This is a genomic window from Mycobacterium sp., from assembly GCF_035570115.1.
In the GTDB taxonomy this organism is placed as follows: Bacteria; Actinomycetota; Actinomycetes; order Mycobacteriales; family Mycobacteriaceae; genus Mycobacterium.
On sequence record NZ_DATMLH010000243.1, the window covers coordinates 15624 to 37068 of the forward strand.

Annotated in this window: 18 protein-coding genes; 8 read left to right on the forward strand and 10 right to left on the reverse strand. The window is 66.6% G+C overall.

The features are described 5' to 3' along the window. Positions 1–7: 7 nt before the first annotated feature. The 5 genes from VNW74_RS22415 to rpmF all read right to left on the reverse strand — a co-directional run bounded on the left by VNW74_RS22415 (position 8) and on the right by rpmF (position 4571). Positions 8–550 carry a MogA/MoaB family molybdenum cofactor biosynthesis protein gene (locus VNW74_RS22415; RefSeq protein ID WP_325680868.1) on the reverse strand — a complete coding sequence of 181 codons (543 nt, stop codon included), beginning with the start codon at positions 548–550 and terminating at the stop codon, positions 8–10. Then, positions 550–2001 (reverse strand): S1C family serine protease, encoded by a 1452-nt coding sequence (locus VNW74_RS22420; RefSeq protein WP_325680870.1) that lies wholly within the window; start codon positions 1999–2001, stop codon positions 550–552. The genes VNW74_RS22415 and VNW74_RS22420 overlap by 1 nt, the downstream gene beginning before the upstream one ends. Before the next feature lie 58 nt (positions 2002–2059). Next, positions 2060–3586: a HAMP domain-containing sensor histidine kinase gene (locus VNW74_RS22425; RefSeq protein ID WP_325680872.1), complete on the reverse strand. Its 1527-nt coding sequence runs from the start codon at positions 3584–3586 to the stop codon at positions 2060–2062. Further along, a complete protein-coding gene (locus VNW74_RS22430) occupies positions 3586–4272 on the reverse strand; it encodes a response regulator transcription factor (RefSeq protein ID WP_325680919.1) in 687 nt (228 codons plus the stop codon). The genes VNW74_RS22425 and VNW74_RS22430 overlap by 1 nt, the downstream gene beginning before the upstream one ends. Positions 4273–4397: 125 nt before the next feature. Continuing rightward, positions 4398–4571 carry a 50S ribosomal protein L32 gene (rpmF, locus tag VNW74_RS22435; RefSeq protein WP_325680874.1) on the reverse strand — a complete coding sequence of 58 codons (174 nt, stop codon included), beginning with the start codon at positions 4569–4571 and terminating at the stop codon, positions 4398–4400. A 223-nt stretch (positions 4572–4794) separates the two neighbouring features. Here rpmF and VNW74_RS22440 point away from each other — a divergent pair, with 223 nt between their 5' ends. From VNW74_RS22440 to VNW74_RS22470, 7 genes are read left to right on the forward strand one after another with little or no spacing between them, the layout of a single operon-like run. Further along, positions 4795–6510, forward strand: a complete 1716-nt coding sequence (locus VNW74_RS22440) for an acyclic terpene utilization AtuA family protein (RefSeq protein ID WP_325680876.1) — start codon at positions 4795–4797, stop codon at positions 6508–6510. Then, complete coding sequence (locus tag VNW74_RS22445) at positions 6507–7655, forward strand: acyl-CoA dehydrogenase family protein (RefSeq protein ID WP_325680878.1); 1149 nt, start codon at positions 6507–6509, stop codon at positions 7653–7655. The genes VNW74_RS22440 and VNW74_RS22445 overlap by 4 nt, the downstream gene beginning before the upstream one ends. Further along, a complete protein-coding gene (locus tag VNW74_RS22450; protein ID WP_325680880.1) occupies positions 7652–9247 on the forward strand; it encodes an acyl-CoA carboxylase subunit beta in 1596 nt (531 codons plus the stop codon). The genes VNW74_RS22445 and VNW74_RS22450 overlap by 4 nt, the downstream gene beginning before the upstream one ends. Positions 9248–9251: 4 nt before the next feature. Continuing rightward, complete coding sequence (locus tag VNW74_RS22455) at positions 9252–11252, forward strand: acetyl/propionyl/methylcrotonyl-CoA carboxylase subunit alpha (protein WP_325680882.1); 2001 nt, start codon at positions 9252–9254, stop codon at positions 11250–11252. Continuing rightward, positions 11249–12424: an acyl-CoA dehydrogenase family protein gene (locus VNW74_RS22460; RefSeq protein WP_325680883.1), complete on the forward strand. Its 1176-nt coding sequence runs from the start codon at positions 11249–11251 to the stop codon at positions 12422–12424. Before VNW74_RS22455 ends, VNW74_RS22460 begins: the two co-directional genes overlap by 4 nt. Further along, entirely contained in the window at positions 12424–13221 is a 798-nt protein-coding gene (locus VNW74_RS22465) for an enoyl-CoA hydratase family protein (RefSeq protein WP_325680885.1), read from the forward strand. Before VNW74_RS22460 ends, VNW74_RS22465 begins: the two co-directional genes overlap by 1 nt. A 46-nt stretch (positions 13222–13267) precedes the next feature. After that, positions 13268–13867, forward strand: coding sequence for a DUF1707 domain-containing protein (locus VNW74_RS22470; RefSeq protein ID WP_325680887.1), 600 nt, complete (start codon positions 13268–13270; stop codon positions 13865–13867). Here VNW74_RS22470 and VNW74_RS22475 read toward each other — a convergent pair whose 3' ends face one another. From VNW74_RS22475 to VNW74_RS22485, 3 genes are all read right to left on the reverse strand, one after another. Further along, positions 13868–15853, reverse strand: coding sequence for a VWA domain-containing protein (locus tag VNW74_RS22475; protein WP_325680889.1), 1986 nt, complete (start codon positions 15851–15853; stop codon positions 13868–13870). Continuing rightward, positions 15846–17231: an ATP-binding protein gene (locus VNW74_RS22480; protein ID WP_325680891.1), complete on the reverse strand. Its 1386-nt coding sequence runs from the start codon at positions 17229–17231 to the stop codon at positions 15846–15848. Before VNW74_RS22480 ends, VNW74_RS22475 begins: the two co-directional genes overlap by 8 nt. Before the next feature lie 157 nt (positions 17232–17388). After that, positions 17389–17817 carry a hypothetical protein gene (locus VNW74_RS22485; protein WP_325680893.1) on the reverse strand — a complete coding sequence of 143 codons (429 nt, stop codon included), beginning with the start codon at positions 17815–17817 and terminating at the stop codon, positions 17389–17391. Between the two features lie 376 nt (positions 17818–18193). On the opposite strand from VNW74_RS22485, the gene VNW74_RS22490 reads away from it, so the two are divergent. Continuing rightward, positions 18194–19204, forward strand: coding sequence for an alpha/beta hydrolase (locus VNW74_RS22490; RefSeq protein ID WP_325680895.1), 1011 nt, complete (start codon positions 18194–18196; stop codon positions 19202–19204). 12 nt (positions 19205–19216) lie between these two features. On the opposite strand, the gene purH is transcribed toward VNW74_RS22490, so the two are convergent. Together purH and purN are read right to left on the reverse strand one after the other, a co-directional pair. Next, the gene (purH, locus tag VNW74_RS22495) at positions 19217–20818 is read right to left on the reverse strand and encodes a bifunctional phosphoribosylaminoimidazolecarboxamide formyltransferase/IMP cyclohydrolase (protein WP_325680897.1); all 1602 of its coding nucleotides are present in this window, start codon (positions 20816–20818) and stop codon (positions 19217–19219) included. Next, on the reverse strand, positions 20815–21444 hold the full coding sequence (gene purN, locus VNW74_RS22500; RefSeq protein ID WP_325680899.1) for a phosphoribosylglycinamide formyltransferase: 630 nt from the start codon (positions 21442–21444) through the stop codon (positions 20815–20817). Before purN ends, purH begins: the two co-directional genes overlap by 4 nt. Between the last annotated feature and the right edge of the window lies 1 nt (position 21445).

A 21445-nucleotide genomic window follows, 5' to 3' on the forward strand; every position in this document is an offset into this window, starting at 1 on the left:
GCCGGAGTCAAATCTCCAAGCTGGAGAGTTGGCCGATGATGCTGGTCGCCAACGGATTCAAAGTAGCCATGCCGTCGCGCACCGCGTATCGCGAACCGGCGAGGTTGACCACCAGGGTGCTTCCCGAGATGCCCGCCAAACCACGTGACAAGCCGGCGTCGATGATGCCCGACGACAAGCCTGACGCCCGGATGGCCTCGGAGATGCCGAGGAGTTCGCGATCGAGAATATCCAGGGTGGCTTCCGGGGTGACGTCGCGCGGCGTGACGCCGGTGCCGCCGACCGATACCACCAGATCCACTCCCCCGATCACCGCAGTGTTCAGTGCGTTGCGGATCTCCACCTCGTCGGCAGCGACGGCGACCACGCCGTCGACAACGAAGCCCGCTTCGGTGAGCAGTTCGGTGACCAGTGGCCCGCTGTGGTCCTCATCTCCGTGCGCGGTCCGGTCGTCGACGACCACGACGAGTGCCCTGCCGACCAACTCGGCGCTCTGTTCCATGGTTGCAACCGTATATCTGGGGTCCGACCGCGATGCAGCGACTCTCATCACTGCTGCGCCTTGCCCAGGGTGACCTGCACGGTCTTGCTGTCGCCCGATGGATCTCTATAAGTCAGCGTGACTTTGTCGCCAGGTGCCTTGGATCGCACGGCGGCGACCAAGGCGTCGGCGCTGTTGACTGTGCGGTCGTCGACCTTGGTGACCACGACGCCGCCCGGCAGGCCGGCGGCTGCCGCCGCACCATTCGGTACCACCTCGACGACTTTGGCGCCTGGTGTGCCCTTGTCGTTGGTGACCTGAACGCCCAGCGACGCATGCGCCGCCGTTCCGGTCTTGATCAACTCGTCGGCGATCCGCTTGGCCTGATCGACCGGGATCGCAAAGCCAAGTCCGATCGAACCGCTCTGCGCATCGGGCGAGTCACCGCCCAGTGTGGCGATCGCAGAGTTGACGCCGACCAGCTGCCCGCTCATGTTGACCAACGCGCCGCCGGAGTTACCAGGGTTGATCGCGGCGTCGGTCTGGATCGCATCGAGAACGGTGTTCTGGTTACCCGTCTCGCCGGTCGTGGACACCGGGCGGTTGAGTGAGCTGACGATGCCGGTGGTCACCGTGCCCTCCAGACCGAGCGGCGACCCGACGGCCATCACCGGCTGGCCGACGCGCAGGTTCGCTGATGAGCCGAGACTGATCGGTGTCAATCCTGAAATGCCTTGCACCCGAACCACTGCGATGTCAGTGGTGGGGTCTGCTCCCACCACGGTGAACTCTGCGGTGCGCCCGTCGGAGAACGTCACCGTGGTCTTCGGCTTTCCGTTGGGCCGTCCGCTGTCCGGCTCCCGGGGGCCACCTGACTCCGGGGGGGCAGCTGGGTCCGGCGGGCTGTCCGGCTCCTTGGGACTGCGCTCCCGCGGCGCAGCGGCGTGACCGGGATTAGCCGCAGTGGCGACGACGTGGTTGTTGGTCAAGATCAACCCGTCCGAGGACAAGATGATGCCCGAACCCTCCTCGGACTGACGACCGAGATCGGTCTCCAGCATGACCACACTGGGTACCACCTTGGCGGCGACCTGCTCGACAGTGCCTACCGGGGTGTTCCCGGCCGGCAGGCTTGGAGCCGCGCCCCCGAACGTCGATCCGTCGCTCGCGATGGAGAGATGACCGTTGTGGTCGACCACCGACGCCGCCGCACCGCCGATGCCGGCCGATACGACCGCGATCGCCAACGCACCGACGGCCAAAGCTCCTCCGCGCGATCGCTTTCGGGGTACGCCCAATTGTGCAGTCGGCGGGCCGCCGGCTGGGCCGGGCTGACCGCCGCCAAACGAGCCGTACGGCTGCTGCCGGTACTGCGGCTGCTGACCGTAACGCCAGTCGTAGTGCTGAGGATAGGTTTGCTGCTGTCCGTGACCGGAATAGCCTGGGGCCCCACGCTGATCGGACACCGGGCCGTACCCGGGCTGCTGCGGCGGTGGCGAATACCTCGGCTGATTCGTCATGTCGCTAGGTCACTCTTTCCTTCAACGGTCGGTTCAGACTCAAACAGTAACTGGAGAACTACCTTGCCTGCGTGGTCTGAGATTCGACTGAGACAACGTTCGCTGCGCCTGGAGAGTTCCCCGTTTTTCTCGAGGAATTAACATTCGCCGCAGCCGCCTCAGGAGTCGGGTACTGCAATGGCGGGATCGGCCGTCCGGGCAGCAACACATAGATCGACGTCCCCGGGGGCTGGCCACCTGGGACGGTGTCTTCGACGCGCAGCGCGCCGCCGTGATTGAGGACCACCTGTTTGACGATCGCCAGCCCAAGACCCGATCCGGGCATCGCCCGCGCCGCGGTCGAGCGGAAGAAGCGTTCGAACACCAGTGCCCGCTCCTGCGCCGGAATCCCCGGCCCGTGGTCGGACACCGCCAACTCGGCATGCGATGAGTCCAGCTGCCGGAGCCGGACACCCACCGTCTCCCCCGACGGACTCCACTTGGCCGCATTGTCCATCAGGTTGAGCACCGCACGCGACAGGCCGGCGGAGTCGCCGTATACCTGCCAGGGCTTCACGTCGACGTCGAACTCAATGTCGTTGCGGCGCCGCCGTACTCGCTCAAGGGAGCGGTCGACGATCTCGCTGACGTCGACGGGTTCGTGCACCACTTCGCCGGCATCGTCTCGGGTCAGGTCTACCAAATCGCCTACCAGCGTTGACAATTCCTCGATCTGCGCGATCACATCGGTCCGCAGATCGACCATCTCCTGTTCAGGCAGCGGCGGCGCACCCGGTTCCATCGCGGCCATCAGCAGCTCAACGTTGGTACGCAGCGAGGTCAGCGGGGTGCGCAGCTCGTGGCCGGCATCGGCGACCAGACGTGTCTGGCGTTCCCGAGATTCGGCCAAGGCTCGCAGCATCAAGTTGAATGCCTCGGTCAGCCGTGCCAATTCGTCGCTGCCGAACACCGGGATGGGCCGCAGGTCGTCGGTGCGGGCCACCCGCTCGGCCGCCTCGGTCAACCGGCCCACCGGACGGAGACCGGCCTGGGTGACCATCCCACCGGCAACCGCGGCCACAGCGACGCCGACCCCGCCGACGATGAGCAGTACCCAGCGAAGCTTCGTCATCACCGCGTCGGTCGGCGCCAAACTCTTGGAGATCAGCAGCGAGCTCCCGTTCGGCAAATGAACAGCCAGTACTCGCTGATCGGCCACCGTGCGCCGCGACATGAACAGGTCGCCGCGGATGACCGCCTTCTCCGCCGGTCCGACCGGCAGTGTCTGGCCCTCCTGGTTGGCCGTGAAGATCGATCGGCCGGGGTTCACCAGCATCGCGTTGACGTCCGAATAGGCGGTGCCCTCGATGGCTTTCGCGGGATCGGCCGCCAACGATCCGCTGGCAATCAACAGCTGCGCTCTGCTCTGCAGCTGGTTGTCGATGTCTTTGTAGAGTGCGGCGGAGATCACCGCGTACACGGCGACCGCCATCAGGATGACCACCATCGCCACCATTGACATCGCCAGCAGCATCACCCGCCACCGCAGCGACAACGAGGTGCTGGCTCGCAGCTGAGCTCGACTCCGCCGATGGAACAAGGGCATCAGGGCGGTGTTTCGCGAAGCACGTAACCCACCCCGCGCACGGTGTGGATCAATCGCGGCTCTCCATTTGCTTCGGTCTTGCGACGCAGGTATCCGACGTACACTTCCAGCGCGTTACCTGAGGTGGGAAAGTCGAAGCCCCACACCTCCTCGAGAATCCGGCTGCGGGTCAGCACCCGTCGCGGATTGGCGATCAACATCTCCAAAAGAGCGAATTCGGTGCGGGTGAGGCTGATCTGGCGTTCCCCGCGAGTGACTTCACGGGTCACCGAGTCGAGGGTGAGATCTCCGAACGTCATGGCCACGGACTCGGCGGAGTCTTCGATTCTGGTGCGGCGCAACAGCGCCCGCATACGGGCCAACAGCTCTTCAAGTGCGAACGGCTTCGGCAGATAGTCGTCGGCGCCGGCGTCGAGCCCAGCAACCCGTTCGGAGACCGTGTCGCGGGCGGTCAGCACCAGGATCGGCAGATCGTCACCCGTGCTGCGCAGCTGACGGCATACTTCCAGGCCGTCCAGCCTCGGCATCATGACGTCGAGAACCAGCCCATCGGGCCGGTCGGCGGCGATCATCTCAAGAGCCTCGACGCCGTCTTCCGCCAACGAGACCGAATAACCATTGAAGGAAAGCGAGCGGCGCAGCGACTCGCGCACCGCCCGATCGTCGTCAACGACAAGAATTCGCACGGCCACCAGTTTCATCCAATCGCCTGAGAGCGGCCTGAGAGGCGCGCGGGCTAATTGCCCAGCTCTTCGGCGGGCCGCAGCGCGGCCCGCGTCGTTGCCGGGCGGCAAGGCTCATGGCGAAAAAGTTAGCGGCGATCCAGGTTAATCAGTCCGAGGCGCGCCGCCTTGAGCAGCCGGCGCGGCACCTTGTGGTGCTGGCCGGCCACGGTCACACCGACAAGTTCGGGCTTGGCGGCCTTCCACTGCGCGCGCCGGCTCCGGGTGTTCGCGCGCGACATCCTGCGCTTTGGCACAGCCATAATGGGCCTTACTACTGGTAGGGGGGTCGCCGCGCAAGCATGCTCGACAGCGAAGTTGCTGTTGATAATAGTCGGTGACCTGCTGCGCACAAAAATCGGCACCCGGACCTGGCAGGCGCAGCCCCTATCACGAAGGACCATCCTTGACGTGACACCTGCGGTACCCGCTAACCTACCGGTTGGTTGGTGAGGTCCGGCTGAAGGCTGGAGGGAGGAGACAGGCATGGCTTCTTCGGGTGCTTCCTCTGCGCCGGTCCGGATTGGGAACTGCTCGGGTTTCTACGGTGACCGACTCGCCGCGATGCGCGAGATGCTGACCGGCGGCGAGCTGGATTACCTCACCGGTGACTACCTGGCCGAGTTGACCATGCTGATTCTTGGCCGCGACCGGATGAAACACCCTGATCGCGGCTACGCCAAGACCTTCCTGACCCAGCTCGAGGAGTGCCTGGGCCTGGCGCACGACCGCGGGGTGCGCATCGTCGCCAACGCCGGCGGCCTGAACCCCGCTGGCCTCGCCGACGCGGCGCGCGCCCTGGCGCAGCGCCTGGGTGTGCCGGCCCAGGTCGCCCACGTCGACGGTGACGACCTGGCGGCACGCGCCAAGGAACTGGGGCTGGGCGCGCCGCTGACAGCCAATGCCTACCTGGGAGCCTGGGGCATCGTCGACTGCCTCAACAGCGGCGCCGACGTCGTCGTCACCGGCCGGGTCACCGACGCGTCGGTGACCGTCGGGCCGGCGGCCGCACATTTCGGCTGGGACCGCACCGACTATCAGCAACTGGCCGGCGCCGTGGTCGCCGGCCACGTGATCGAATGCGGCATCCAAGCCACCGGCGGCAACTTCTCGTTTTTCACCGAAGTCCCGGATTTGACCTATGCCGGTTTCCCGCTGGCCGAGATCCACGCCGACGGCACGTCGGTGATCACCAAGCACCCGGGCACCGGCGGGTTGGTCAGCGTTGACACCGTCACCGCGCAACTGCTCTACGAGGTCGGCGGCGCTCGCTACGCCAATCCGGATGTCACGGCCCGGATGGACACCATCGAACTGTCCGCGGACGGCGCCGATCGGGTGAAGATCAGCGGGGTGGCCGGCGAACCGCCGCCGCCGACGCTGAAGGTCTCGCTGAACAGCATCGGCGGGTTCCGCAACGCGATGACGTTCGTGCTGACCGGCCTGGATATCGAAGAAAAGGCCGAGTTGGTACGTCGCCAATTGGAGGGTGCACTCACCGTCAAGCCCGCCGAGTTGGACTGGACCCTGGCCCGCACCGACCACGCCGACGCCGATACCGAAGAAGCGGCCAGCGCCCTGCTTCGCTGCGTGGTCCGCGACCCCGACCCTGCGAACGTCGGACGCCAGTTTTCTGCAGCCGCAGTGGAATTGGCACTCGCCAGTTATCCGGGCTTCACGGTCACCGCTCCGCCCGGCGACGGTCAGGTGTACGGGGTATTTACCCCCGGCTACGTCGACGCCGCCCGGGTGCCGCACATCGCAGTGCATGCCGATGGCACCCGCGTCGAGATTCCCTCTGCCACCGATACTCTCGAGCTCGCCCCGGCTGATCCGCTACCGCTGCCGGAGCCGTTGCCGGCTGCGCCGGTCCGCCGGGCGCCGCTGGGCCGGGTCGCGGCGGCCCGCAGCGGTGACAAGGGCGGCTCGGCCAACGTCGGAGTGTGGGTGCGCACCGAGGAGCAGTGGCGCTGGCTGGCCAACACCCTCACCGTCGAGACGCTCAAAGAGCTGCTACCCGAGACGGCCGACCTGCCGGTCACCCGTCACCTGCTACCCAACCTGCGCGCGCTGAATTTCGTCATCGAGGAGTTCCTCGGCCAGGGCGTTGCCTACCAGGCGCGATTCGACCCTCAGGCCAAGGGGCTGGGCGAATGGCTGCGTAGCCGCCATCTCGACATTCCGGAAGGGCTGCTGCCATGACTATCTGGGACACACCCGAGCGCGACCAGCTCCGCAAGACCACACGCTCATTCGCCGAGCGGGAGATCTTGCCGCATGTCGACGAGTGGGAGCGGATCGGTGAGTTGCCGCGCGACTTGCACCGGCGCGCGGGCGCGGCCGGATTGCTGGGGGCGAACTTCCCGGAGGCTGCCGGCGGCGGGGGCGGCGACGGCGCCGACGCGGTCATCATCTGCGAGGAGCTGCACGAGGCCGGTGTTCCCGGCGGCGTGTTCGCGTCGCTGTTCACCTGCGGCATCGCGGTGCCGCACATGATCGCGTCCGGCGACGCGCGGCTGATAGACAAGTTCGTCCGCCCGACGTTGGCCGGAGAGCTGATCGGCGCGTTGGCGATTACCGAGCCCGGCGGGGGGTCCGATGTCGGCCACTTGCGGACCACGGCGACGCGGGCCGGCGATGAGTACATCGTCAACGGCGCCAAGACCTACATCACCTCCGGGGTGCGTGCCGACTACGTCGTGACCGCGGTGCGCACCGGTGGACCCGGCGCGGGCGGGGTGTCGTTGCTGGCGGTCGAGAAGGGCACGCCGGGATTTGAGGTCACCCGCAAGCTGGACAAGATGGGTTGGCGATCCTCGGACACGGCGGAGCTGTCCTACACCGACGCGGCCGTGCCGGCGGCCAACCTGATCGGCGCGGAGAACAGCGGCTTCGCCCAGATCGCACAGGCCTTCGTCTCCGAGCGCATTGCCCTTGCTGCGCAGGCGTATTCGAGCGCCCAGCGGTGCCTGGACATCACCGCGCAGTGGTGCCGCGACCGGGAGACGTTCGGCCGTCCGCTGATCTCCCGGCAGGCCGTGCAGAACACGCTCGCCGAGATGGCCCGTCGCATCGATGTCGCTCGCGTCTACGGGCGCAATGTGGTGGAGCGCCAACTGGTCGGCGACACCAACCTCATCGCCCCGGTGTGTTTCGCCAAGAACACCGCCGTCGAGGCCGGCGAGTGGGTGGCCAACCAAGCCGTTCAGCTGTTCGGTGGCATGGGGTACATGTCCGAATCCGAAGTCGAACGCCAGTACCGCGACATGCGGATCATCGGAATCGGGGGCGGCACAACCGAAATCCTCACCTCGCTGGCCGCCAAGACGCTCGGGTATCAGTCATGACCACCCTGCGATCCACGCTCGACCCGAAGGGCGACGCCTATTCCGACGCGGCGTCGGCGGCGAGCACCCGACTCGTCGAAATCGAGGCCGAGCTCGCCAAAGCGCTCGGCGGTGGCGGCCCCAAGTACGTCGAACGTCACCACGCCCGCGGCAAGTTGACCGCCCGCGAACGCATCGAACTTCTCGTCGACCCCGACTCCCCTTTCCTGGAGTTGTGCCCGCTGGCGGCCTGGGGCAGCGAATTCCAGGTAGGCGCCAGCCTGGTCACCGGGATCGGCCCCGTCAACGGGGTGGAATGCATGATCGTCGCCAATGACCCGACGGTCAAAGGTGGCACGAGCAATCCATGGACATTGCGAAAGATTCTGCGGGCCAACCAGATCGCATTCGAAAACCGGCTGCCCGTGATCTCGCTGGTCGAGTCCGGCGGCGCGGATCTGCCGACGCAGAAGCAAGTGTTCGTGCCGGGCGGCCAAATGTTCCGTGACCTGACCCGCCTGTCTGCGGCCGGGATTCCCACCATCGCATTGGTGTTCGGTAACTCCACGGCGGGCGGGGCATACGTACCCGGGATGTCCGACCACGTCGTGATGATCAAAGAACGCTCGAAGGTCTTTCTGGCCGGCCCACCGCTGGTGAAGATGGCCACCGGCGAAGAGTCCGACGACGAGTCGCTGGGCGGCGCCGAAATGCACTCCCGCATCTCGGGTTTGGGCGACTACTTCGCCGTCGACGAACTCGACGCCATCCGCATCGGGCGTCGCATCGTCGCGCGGCTGAACTGGGCCAAACAGGGACCCGCACCCGCACCGGTCGTCGAGCCGCTGTTCGACGCCGAGGAACTGATCGGCATCGTGCCATCCGATTTGCGCATCCCGTTCGATCCCCGGGAAGTAATCGCCCGCATCGTCGACGGCTCCGAGTTCGACGAATTCAAGGCGCTGTACGGCTCGTCGCTGGTCACCGGCTGGGCCCGGCTGCACGGCTACCCGCTGGGCATTCTGGCCAACGCGCGCGGGGTGTTGTTCAGCGAGGAGTCGCAAAAGGCCACCCAGTTCATCCAGCTGGCCAACCGCTCCAACACGCCACTGTTGTTCTTGCACAACACCACCGGATACATGGTGGGCAAGGACTACGAAGAGGGCGGCATGATCAAGCACGGATCAATGATGATCAACGCCGTCTCCAATTCCACAGTCCCGCACGTGTCGTTGCTGATCGGCGCGTCGTACGGCGCCGGCCACTACGGCATGTGCGGCCGCGCGTACGACCCGCGGTTCCTGTTCGCCTGGCCGAGCGCCAAGGCCGCCGTGATGGGCGGCGCCCAGCTGGCCGGGGTGTTGTCGATCGTGAGCCGGGCCGCCGCCCAGGCACGCGGCCAGCAAGTCGACGAGGAAGCCGACGCGGCGATGCGGGCCGCTGTCGAAGGCCAGATCGAGGCCGAGTCGCTACCCATGGTGTTGTCCGGGATGCTCTATGACGACGGGGTGATCGATCCGCGCGACACCCGCACCGTACTGGGAATGTGTTTGTCCGCCATAGCCAATGGCCCGATCAAAGGGACGTCGAACTTCGGCGTCTTCCGGATGTGAGCTGATGGGAATCACTCGAGTTCTGGTTGCCAACCGCGGCGAGATCGCCCGACGGGTGTTCGCGACCTGCCGTCGTCTCGGACTGGGAACCGTCGCCGTCTACACCGATCCTGACGCCGCAGCCCCGCACGTCGTCGAGGCCGACGCCCGGGTGCGGCTGCCGCGGACCAATGACTACCTCAACGCCGAGAAGATCATCGCCGCGGCCCGCGCGGCCGGCGCCGACGCGGTGCACCCCGGCTACGGATTCCTCTCGGAAAACGCCGAGTTCGCGGCGGCGGTGCAAAGCGCGGGCCTGATTTGGGTTGGACCGCCGGTAGACGCGGTGCGGGCGATGGGCTCCAAGATCGAGTCCAAGAAGATGATGGCCGCCGCCGGTGTGCCGGTGCTCGACGAACTCGACCCCGACACGGTCACCGAAGGCCAGCTGCCGGTGCTGGTCAAGGCCTCCGCGGGCGGTGGCGGTCGCGGGATGCGGGTGGTACGCGAATTATCGGCTCTGCCTGGTGAAGTCGCCGCGGCGCGGCGTGAGGCCCAGTCTGCATTCGGCGACCCGACGGTCTTCTGTGAGCGCTACCTGCCCACCGGCCACCACGTCGAGGTCCAGGTGCTCGCCGATAGCCACGGAACCGTGTGGGCCGTCGGCGAACGGGAATGCTCGATCCAGCGCCGCCACCAGAAGATCATCGAGGAAGCCCCGTCCCCCCTGGTCGAGCGCACACCGGGAATGCGCGCCAAACTTTTCGAGGCGGCCCGGCTGGCTGCCGCGGCGATCGGCTACACCGGCGCCGGGACGGTGGAGTTCCTCGCCGACGACGCCGGCGGGTTCTTCTTCCTCGAAATGAACACCCGGCTACAGGTCGAGCATCCGGTCACCGAGGAGACCACCGGACTTGACCTCGTCGAGCTGCAGCTCGCCGTGGCCGACGGCGGTCGGCTCGACGCCGAACCGCCAACCGCGCAAGGGCATTCGATTGAGGCCCGGCTGTATGCCGAAGACCCCGCCCGAGGCTGGCAGCCGCAGGCGGGCGTGGTGCACACGTTCGACGTGCCGGTCGTTCGGTCCGAGTTCTCGTCACTGGGCGGGCGAACCGGCATTCGGTTGGATTCGGGCATCGACCCCAATGCCGGTGGGTACGCGGTGTCGATTCACTACGACCCGATGCTGGCCAAGGTGATCTCGTACGCCCCCACACGGCCGCAAGCTGCGCTGGTGCTCGCCGACGCGCTGGCCAGAACTCACCTACACGGCCTGCGCACCAATCGTGACCTGCTGGTCAATGTGCTGCGTCATCCGGCATTCCTCGACGGCGCCACCGACACAGCCTTTTTCGACACTCACGGGCTGGCTGAGCTGTCGGCTCCGCTGGCCGATGATGCGACGATCCGATTGTCGGCGATCGCCGCCGCGCTCGCCGACGCGGCACACAATCGCGTCACCGCCACCGTCCTCGGCTCGATTCCCAGTGGTTGGCGCAACCTTGCGTCGGGATACCAGGTGAAGGCCTACCGCGACGAGGCCGACCGCGAACACAGAGTCGAATACCGCTTCACCAGAACGGGATTGGTGCTGGCTGATGACGAGCCGACCCGACTGGTCTCGGTGACGCCGGTCGAGGTCGTGTTGGCCGACGGCGACGGTGTGGCGTGCAGTTTCGCAATCGCGCGCTACGGTCCAGACATGTATGTCGACTCGGCGCGCGGCCCGGTGCACCTGGTCGCGCTGCCTCGCTTCCCCGAGCCGGGATCGGCGGTAGAAAAGGGTTCGCTGGTAGCGCCCATGCCCGGCAACGTCATCCGGCTTGGCGCCGCGGTCGGCGATGCCGTCACAGCCGGCCAGCCGCTGATCTGGCTGGAAGCGATGAAGATGGAGCACACCATCACCGCCCCGACCGACGGTGCGCTCGTCGAGCTCAACGTCAACACAGGCCAGCAAGTCGAAGTGGGCGCCATTCTGGCAAGGGTGGAGTCGCCCGAAAGCGTTCAAGAAGGAGATCCGCAATGACCGACAGCAGCTTCATCGAAAACGAAGAGCGCCAAGCGCTGCGCAAGTCCGTAGCCGCGTGGGCGTCCAAATACGGCAGCGAGTACTACCTGAAGAAGGCCCGTGCACACGAGCATACCGACGAATTGTGGCAGGAGGCAGGCAAACTCGGCTTCCTCGGAGTGAATCTTCCCGAGGAGTACGGCGGTGGCGGGGCCGGGATGTACGAGTTGTCGCTGGTGATGGAGGAGATGGCGGCCGCGGGTAGCGCGCTGCTGCTGATGGTGGTGTCACCCGCCATCAACGGCACGATCATCAGCAAGTTCGGCACCGAAGAACAGAAGCAGCGCTGGATTCCCGGCATCGCTGACGGTTCACTGACGATGGCATTCGCGATTACCGAGCCGGATGCCGGATCCAACTCGCACAAAATCACCACCACCGCCCGTCGTGACGGCGGGGACTGGATCCTCAAGGGCCAGAAGGTCTACATCTCCGGCATCGACCAGGCGCAGGCGGTGCTGGTGGTTGCGCGGGCCCATAAAGACACAGGAGCCAAGTCCGATTCGCTGCGACCGGCGCTGTTCGTCGTACCGACCGATGCCCCCGGCCTTAGCTACACCCCGATCGAGATGGAGCTGATCAGCCCCGAGCGCCAGTTCCAGGTGTTCCTCGATGACGTACGGCTGCCAGGCGAAGCCCTCGTCGGCGCCGAAGATGCCGCCATCGCACAGCTTTTCGCCGGACTGAATCCTGAGCGCATCATGGGCGCGGCCAGCGCCGTCGGCATGGGACGGTTCGCGCTCGAACGGGCCGCGGACTACGTCAAGACCCGCCAGGTGTGGTCTACCCCGATCGGTGCGCACCAGGGCCTGTCGCATCCGTTGGCGCAGTGTCACATTGAGGTCGAACTCGCCAAGCTGATGATGCAGAAGGCTGCGACGCTCTACGACAGCGGCGACGACATGGGTGCGGCCGAGGCCGCCAACATGGCTAAATACGCTGCCGCCGAAGCGGCGACGCGCTCTGTCGACCAGGCCGTGCAGTCCATGGGCGGCAACGGTCTGACCAAGGAGTACGGCGTCGCCGCCATGCTGGCCTCCGCGCGACTGGGCCGGATCGCCCCGGTGAGCCGGGAGATGGTGCTCAATTTTGTGGCGCAGACGTCGCTGGGCCTGCCCCGGTCCTACTGATGGACAGGCTCGTCGAGTACGCGGTCGAGGGGCACATCGCGCGGCTGACGCTGAACTCACCGCACAATCGCAACGCGCTGTCCACCACGCTGGTCAGCCAGCTTCATCAGGGCCTGCGCGATGCGGCCGCCGATCCCGCGGTGCGGGCCGTCGTGCTCGGCCACACCGGGAACACCTTCTGCGCAGGGGCCGACCTGTCGGAAGGCTCGGCGGCAACGGGTGCGGATCCGGGCGAGATGGCCGCCGAGCGGGCACGCGAAATGGCCGCACTGCTGCGCGCGATCGTCGAGTCGCCGCTGACGGTGATCGTCGCCGTCGACGGCCACGTCCGTGCGGGCGGGATGGGCCTGGTCGGCGCGGGCGACATCGCGGTCGCCGGGCCGCGCAGCACCTTCGCGTTGACCGAGGCCCGGATCGGCGTCGCGCCGGCGATCATCTCGCTGACCCTGCTGCCGAAGATGTCCGCCCGCGCCGCCGCCCGCTACTACCTGACCGGCGAGACGTTCGACGCCGCCACGGCGGCCGCGATCGGGCTGATCACCATGGCCGCCGATGACGTCGGCGCCGCGGTGGCGTCGCTCGTCGCCGACATCGGGCGCGCCTCACCGCAGGGGTTGGCCGCGTCCAAGGCGCTGACTACCGCGGCCATCCTGGACGGCTTCGACCGCGACGCCGAGCGGCTCAGCGCCGAATCGGCGCGACTGTTCGTCTCCGACGAAGCACACGAGGGCATGCTCGCGTTCCTGCAGAAACGCCCACCACGCTGGGCCCCCCAACAAGGTGGGCACACAGTTTAGCGAAGTTGCCTTGCCGCAAAATCTGTTCGACGTACGCTCGTAAGTGATGAGCAAGAAGGCGCAGCGGGGCGTGCATGATGAGCGGGACGCGCCGACGCGTGCCGCGGATACCGATCGCATTCAGGTCGCCCAGTTGCTCACCGACGCCGCCGCTCAGGGTCGCCTGCAGATGAGCGACTACGAAGACCGACTCACCAGGGCATACGCGGCGCGGACCTATGCGGAGTTAGATAGCCTGCGGTCCGACCTGATTGGGTCGTCGGTCAGCGCCCCTGGGGGCGGCGCGGGCAAGCCCGCTCCGTCGATGCTGCTGCTGGCGATCATGAGTGCGTTCGAGCGGCGCGGCAGGTGGAACGTGCCCAAGAAGTTGACGACGTTCGCGCTGTGGGGTGGCGGGGTGATAGACCTCCGCTACGCCGACTTCACCTCCACCGAGGTCGACATCCACGCGTGCTCAATTATGGGCGGGCAAACAATCTTGCTACCGCCCGAAGTCAACGTCGAGATCCACGGCCACGGGGTGATGGGCGGATTCGACCACCATGTCACGGGCGAGGGCACGCCGGGCGCGCCGACCGTGCGGATCCGCGGTTTCTCGCTGTGGGGCGGTGTCGGCATCAAGCGGAAGAACCGCAAGACCCCATAGTCAACGACGTCTGCGCCGCGATCGCAGATAGTCGCCCACCACCGCTGCGCCCAGCCCGTCGAGATCGGGCACCACGACCCGCCCCTCGACCCGCCGCGCTACCTGATCGATGAAGCGGGCCAGCCCGGGATCACTGCCCAACCGGAAGATGGTCACCTGCGCGCCCAGCCGCGCCATGTCGTCGAAGCCGCGCACGGTGTGCGCGATGGTCCTCGGATGCGGCGGGTAATCAAAGAAGACGGACGTGCCGTCTCCGTCGAAGTCCTCGAGGTGGGCGGTCGGCTCACCGTCGGTGACCACCAGCAGGACGGGCTGCGCGTTCGGGTGCCGACGCAGATGCCGTCCGGCCAACGCCAGCGCGTGATGTAGGTTGGTGCCCTGCTCGTACACCCCTTCCAAACCCATCAGCTCCGCGCTGGTAATCGTCCGCGCGTAGCGGCCAAACGCGATGATCTGCAACGCATCCGAACGAAACCGGGTGCGCACCAAATGGTCGAGCGCCAGCGCGGTTCGCTTCATCGGCAGCCAGCGGTTCTCCATCACCATCGAGAACGAGGTATCCACCAGCAGCGCCACCGCGGCCTGGGTGCGAGTCTCGGTCTCGGAGACCTCGACGTCGTCGACGGTGATGTGAATGGCCGAGCTCGGGCCGCCGAGAGTTGCGGTTCCGGCTTGCCTGAGCACCGCGTTGGTCAGCGTGCGGGTGACGTTCCACGGCTCGGTGTCACCGAACTGCCAGGGCCGGGTGGCGCCGGTCAGCTCGCCGGCAGCGCCGGCGCGCCGGTGATCGCGTTCACCGCGACGACCGGAAAGCTGTTGCGCCACGTCACGCAACGCCGTTTCGCCCAGCCTTCGCATCGCCATCGGTGACAACCGCCACTGGCCGTCCGAGCTCCGGTCCAGGAACCCTTGATTGACCAGCGCGCGCTCGAGCTCGGCGAGCGTTTTGGCGTCGATGGCGGCCTGATCACCGAGCTGGCGCGCCAACGCGTCGAGGTCGACGTCGTCCATGGTCGCTCCGGGATAACTCTGCGACAGCTGCTCGGCCAATTGCTCCAGCTCGCCGATATCGGCCAGCGCCTGGGCACCCGCACCCATGCCCAGCGGGTTGTCGCCGGAGAACTGCGCCGACCCCTCCCAGTCCTCGCCGGGCCGGGCTGCCTGTAAGTGCGCGTCGAGTCGACCCAACGCCTGCATCAGCGCCGGTGAACCGAATGCCTGCTGCGCCAACGCATCCAACTCGGCACGCTGGTCCGCACTCAGGCTGTTGCGGAACCGCTGGGCGGCGGCGGCCCGCTTGGCCAGGGAGTCCAGCAGCTCATCGACATTGCGGGGATTCTCCGGGAAGAACTCGCCATGCTTGTCCATGAATTCTTCAAAGTCCGCACTCGTGTCCTCGCCGCGAGCGTGTTTGTCCAACAGGTCGTTCAGGTCGTCGAGCATCTCGCCGACCCGCTGACGGTCCTCGTCGGTGGCGCCCTCGAGCGCCTGTTTCATGCCGGCAAAGCGCTGATCGAGCATCTCCCGCCCGAGCAAATCCTTGATCTGCTCGTATTTTTCCCGCGCCTCGCTGCTGCGCCAGTCGTAGTCGGAAAGCTCCTGCACGGCTTTGGCCGGCGACGGCGAGAGCGCGTCCAGTTGCAGCTCCCCGAACCGCGCATCGTCGTCCAGAGCCCGCGCCAGTTCCTTGCGCTCAGCCAGCACCGCCTCATCGAGGAGTTTTTTGATCTCTTGCAAAGTCCCATCTAAGTTGTTGCGCTGCAAGAGCTCTCGTCGCCGGCGATTAGCCTCGGCGGCAAGCCGATCGGCTCCGGGCATGTTCTTGGTGCCACGGCGCAGCAGCTCGGAGAGCGCCCGGCGCGGCGAGGTGCCGCCCATCACGTCCTGACCGATCTGCTCGAGGGCCTCGCGTAGGTCCACCGGCGGTGCCAGCGGGTCGGGCCCGCCGGTGTACGCCGAATACCGCGACGAGTGACGGCTAGCCATAGACGGTCTCGCCTTCCCCGGACACCTTGTCCACGCGCTTGGCCAAATACAGCGCCTCCAAGGCCAATTCGAGCGCGGCCGCGCGTTCACCCTCGGATTCCGCCCCCAGCCGCTTGGCGACAGCCTCAACGACGGGCAGCTCCGGCAGCGCCGCCAGCACATCCTTTGCCGAGACCCGTTCACCCGTCGTCACCGCGGAACCGCCTTCCACCGCGGCCACCAGCGGACCGACGTCGAGGCCACCGAGCGCTCTGGATGCGGTGTCGGCGGTGGCGCGACGCAGCAGGTGTTCCAGGACGGCCTGCTCGCGTCCCTCCTCCCCGGACTCGAACTCCAACTTGCCGCGCAACACGTCGATAACGGTTCCCAGGTCGACGACCCGCGCCACCGGATCGGTCTCGCCCAGCACCGCGCCGCGATGCCGCGCGGCGGCGGCAACCGTCTCGGCCGCCGCGATCGCGAAGCGCGCCGAAACCCCAGATCGCTGATCGACCGAGTTGGATTCCCGAAGGTAGCGCGCGAACCGGGCGATTACCTGGATCAGATGGTCGGGCACCTGTGCGCTCAGATGTGCCTCCTGGAGAATCACTCCGACCTCGGCGTCGAGTTCCAGCGGGTAGTGCGTGCGGATCTCGGCGCCGAACCGGTCTTTGAGCGGGGTGATGATGCGACCGCGGTTGGTGTAGTCCTCGGGGTTGGCGCTGGCGACCACCAAGACGTCCAGCGGCAACCGCAGGGTGTAGCCGCGCACCTGAATGTCGCGCTCCTCCATCACGTTGAGCATCGACACCTGGATGCGCTCGGCCAGGTCGGGCAATTCGTTGACCGCGACGACGCCGCGGTGCGCCCGCGGGATCAGGCCGTACGCAATCGTCTCGGGGTCTCCCAGGCTGCGGCCCTCGGCGACCTTGATCGGGTCGATGTCGCCCACCAGGTCGGCGACGCTGGTGTCGGGGGTGGCCAGCTTCTCGGTGTAGCGCTCGCTGCGGTGCTTCCACTCCACCGGCAGATCATCGCCGAGCGTGGCGGCCCGCCGGATCGACGCGGGGGTGATCGGCGAGTAGGGATGCTCGCCGAGTTCGGCGCCCCCGATCACCGGGGTCCACTCGTCGAGCAGGCCGACCAGTGCCCGTAGCAACCGGGTCTTACCCTGTCCGCGCTCACCGAGTAGCACAAAGTCGTGGCCCGCGATCAGCGCCCGCTCCAGTTGTGGTAGCACGGTGTCGTCGAAGCCCAGGATTCCCGGCCAGACGTCGTCACCCTCGGCCAGCCCGGTCAGCAGGTTTTCCCGGATTTCCTGTTTGACTCCCCGTTCACGGTGACCGGCGGCACGCAGTTCGCCGACGGTGCGGGGCAAGTGGTTCGGTGCGGTCACCACTCCACGCTACGACGGTCCGCCGCCTGACGTCATGTGACGTCTTATCTACCGCGCACACCGCCCCGGGTCGGACCGGCTACGAACGACCCCTCTGACACGCGAAGGTCGGGCAACCGAATCGATTGCCCGACCTTTCTACGGTCAATTCGAGGACCGACTAGCTCAAAGTGGCGGTGGCCTTCTCGTCGCCCTCTTTCCAGGTGACGGTGCCGTGCTCGAATGTCGACTTGTAGGTGCCGTCGGGTTCCTTCACCTCGTCCGAGGTCGGGTAACCCAACTTGCCCTGCGAAGCCTGGTTGTCATTCCACGTGTCGCGGATCTTGCCCCACACGAAGTAGACGGGCTGCCCATTCCGATAGATCAGGACGCCATCATCGAACTGCTGGTAGACACCACTGTTGTCCAAGGTGGGTTTCTGGTTGTCGTACGGCGCGCCCAGCTCTTTCTTTTGATCGTCGGTGAGGGTGTCCCACTTCGCCAGAATGGGTCCCTCGACCGTGTACTCCGTGCCGTTTTTCCCGGCGATCTGGGTCGAGGTCGGTGCCGCCGCGCTCGTCGACGGCTCCGCGGCAGCCGATGATGTCATTGCGGACGCCGAGGATGACGATGCAGAACTTGAGGCTTGACTGGAGTTGGTCTCTTTGTGGCAACCCACGCCGACCAACGCGAACACCGCAATTCCGATCGAGAACGACGCTGTTCTTTTGGTTATCGCGCGCATTTCTTCCTCTCGAATACTTTTCGAATCGCTCAGGACTCGCCGCCTGGACGCGCCCAATATTCGAGCCTATTCCGATCCGATCTTGTTCGGAACAGATTCGGGACGACCCGCGACAGAATTGCAACGCTTTGCTTAACGGTCGGCCGTCGTTCAGGCGCGCGAGTGGCCTAGGCAACGATCGCCGCGAGCCGATGCCAAGCTCACAGTCGGCGACGCCCAACTACCCGATACCCTCAGTATCGTGAACTCATCCGACTGGCCCGATCGACCCGAGACGTCGCACTTCGGGCCTGCCTGCTGGCAGTCCAGCCTGCTCGCCCTGTTGTCGGCGATCTTCGTGCGCCCGGTGCTGGCCACCTTGACGATCATCGGCCTGGTCGTGAACCGTTTGCGCCCCGAGGCGATGCAGCGAGCCCGCCTCGATGTGATCGACAAGCCGCTGCGGGTGATCCCCGCACTGCCGGGCACCGAAGTCACCCCGGTCGCGCTGCCGCATTGCACGGCCGAGTGGGTGGTCGCCCCGGCGGTCGGCGACTCCGACCGGGTGATCGTCTACTTCCACGGCTCGGCGCTGGTGACCCTCGGGCTGAATTCGCACCGCCGGTTCGTCAGCAAGTTGTCCGCGGTGACCGGGGCGCAGGTGTTCAACGTCGGCTACCGGCTGGCGCCCCAGGTCAGCATCGAAGAAGCCGTCTCCGACGGGCTAGACGCCTACCGTTACGTGCTGTCCCGCGGGTTCGCCGCGGACCGTATCGTGCTGGCCGGGGATTCGGCGGGCGGTCTGATGGCCGCCGACACCGCGCTCGCCGTCCGCGACGCCGGGTTGCCGGTGCCGGCTGGGCAGGCGCTGCTCTCGCCGCTGACCTCGGCCGACATGGGCTTGAAGTATCGGGCCCTCAAAGACCACCGGGACGCGCTGTTTCCGTTCATGACGGTGAAGTTCATCTACGACGTGTTCGCCACCGTCAACGGCACCCGCCCGCCGCCGTTGATGCCGCCGGAGGCGGACTTGCATGGCCTCGGCCCGTTCCTGCTTCAGGTCGGCACCCACGAGATGCTGCTGAACGACACCTTCGCGCTGGCCGAGCGGCTGCGAGTTGACAGCGTGCCGGCGTGGGTGCAGGTGTGGCACAAGGCCATGCATATGTTTCAGCTCAGCTTCGACGTGAACCCGGATGCCCGCCGCGCCGTCGACGAAGTTGCCGCGTTCATCCGCCACGTGACGACCGCCCGCGACGAGGCCAGCGCTTAGCTTTCTGGACGGTCAGTGGGCGAAGTGGCGCGCGCCGGTCAGGTACAGCGTCACCCCGGCCTTGGCCGCCGCGGCGGTCACCTCGTCGTCGCGCACCGAGCCGCCAGGATGCACGATCGCCGTGACGCCCCCGGCGGCCAGCGTCTCCAGGCCGTCGGGGAAGGGGAAGAACGCATCGGAGGCCGCGACCGCACCACGGACCCGGTCGCCACCGCGCTCCACCGCCAGCCGCGCCGCGTCGACCCGATTGACCTGGCCCATGCCGATGCCGATGGTGGCGCAACCGGCGGCGATCACGATCGCGTTGGACTTCACCGCCCGACAGGTTCGCCAGGCGAAGGCGAGATCGGCCAGCGTGGCCGGTGCCGCCGGCGCACCGGCCACCAGGGTCCAGTTCGCCGGATTGTCGCCGTGCGCATCGATACGATCGCGTTCCTGCATCAACAGGCCGCCGCTGATCTCCCGCCGCTCGCTGGTGTCACCGAGCGGCTCGGATGCCACCAGCACCCGGATGTTCTTCTTGCCCGCCAGCACGTCGACGGCGCCCGGCGCATAGGCGGGCGCCACGATCACCTCGGTGAAAATCGTGCTCACGTATTCGGCCATTTCGACGCTCACCTCGGTGTTGGCCGCGATCACTCCGCCGAATGCGCTCAGCGGATCGCATTCATGGGCCTTGCGGTGGGCGTCGGCGACCGACACTGACGAGATCGCGATCCCACATGGGTTGGCGTGTTTGATGATCGCCACACACGTCTGTTCGTGGTCGAAGGCCGCCCGCCAGGCCGCGTCGGCGTCAGCGAAGTTGTTGTAGGACATCTCTTTTCCGTGCAACTGCTCGGCCTGCGCCAAGCCGGGCCAGGCGCCGGGATCGGTGTACAGCGCCGCCTTTTGGTGCGGGTTTTCGCCGTAGCGCAGCAGTGCCGAGCGGTGCCACGTGCCCGCGAACCATTCCGGGAAGGCCATCGTCGGCTGCTCGGGAGCCAGCGTCGAACCCATCCAGCCCGCGACCGCGACGTCGTACTCGGCGGTGTGCCGAAAAGCCAATGCCGCCAGCCTCTTCCGCTCGGCAAGTGTGAATCCCCCGCTTTGCACTGCGGCCAGCACGCCGTCATAGCCGAGCGGGTCCACCACCACCGCGACGCTCGGATGGTTCTTCGCGGCCGCCCGCACCATCGACGGTCCGCCGATGTCGATCTGCTCGATGCATTCGTCGACACTCGCGCCGGAGTCCACCGTTTCGCTGAACGGGTAAAGGTTGACCACTACCAGCTCGAACGCCGCGATCCCGAGTCGCTCGAGCGCCGCGGCATGCTCGGGTTTGCGCAAGTCGGCCAACAAGCCGGCGTGCACATGTGGATGCAATGTCTTGACCCGGCCGTCGAGCACCTCCGGAAAACCCGTTACGTCTTCCACCGGAGTTACCGGGATTCCCTTATCAGCAATGGTTTTCGCGGTCGAGCCGGTTGAGACGATGTCGACACCGGCCGCATGCAGCCCGCTGGCGAGTTCGACGAGCCCGGTCTTGTCGTACACGCTGATCAGTGCGCGACGTATCGGCCTTCTCGCTGAATCCCGGGAATCCTCCCGGTCGACCGCATTTTCTAGGCTCATCCGATCGTTGCCTTTCGTCCGTTCCAGGTCATGCCGCCGATCGCCACCGCGGCCACCACATCTACCAAGAGTCGCCGCTCGGTGACCTTGATGCGCTCGTGCAGGGTCTCTTCGTCGTCGTCGTCGAGCACCGCGATGGGTTGTTGGGCCAGTATCGGGCCGGTGTCGGTGCCCGCGTCCACCAGGTGCACGGTGCAGCCGGTGACCTTCACACCGTAAGCCAGAGCTTCGGCCACACCGTGCGCACCGGGAAACGCCGGCAGCAGCGTCGGGTGAGTGTTGAGGATACGGCCGCAAAATTGTGAAAGGAACTTCTGCCCAAGGATTTTCATGAAGCCAGCCGATACGACGAGGTCGGGTGAATGCGCTGCGGCGGCTTCGGTGAGCGCGGCGTCCCAGGCAGCGCGGTCGGGATGGTCGGGCACCCGCACCGTGAAGGTCGGTAGCGAGGCCGCGGCGGCGATTTCGACGGCCCGGCAGTCGCGGTCCACGCCGACCGCGACCACCCGGGCCGGATAGTCACCGACGGCGGCATCCAGCAACGAGGCCAGCAGCGAACCGGTACCCGACGCCAAGACCACCAATCGTGCCGGTGCGCTGGGAGGCACGCGGAACGGTTGCTGCACA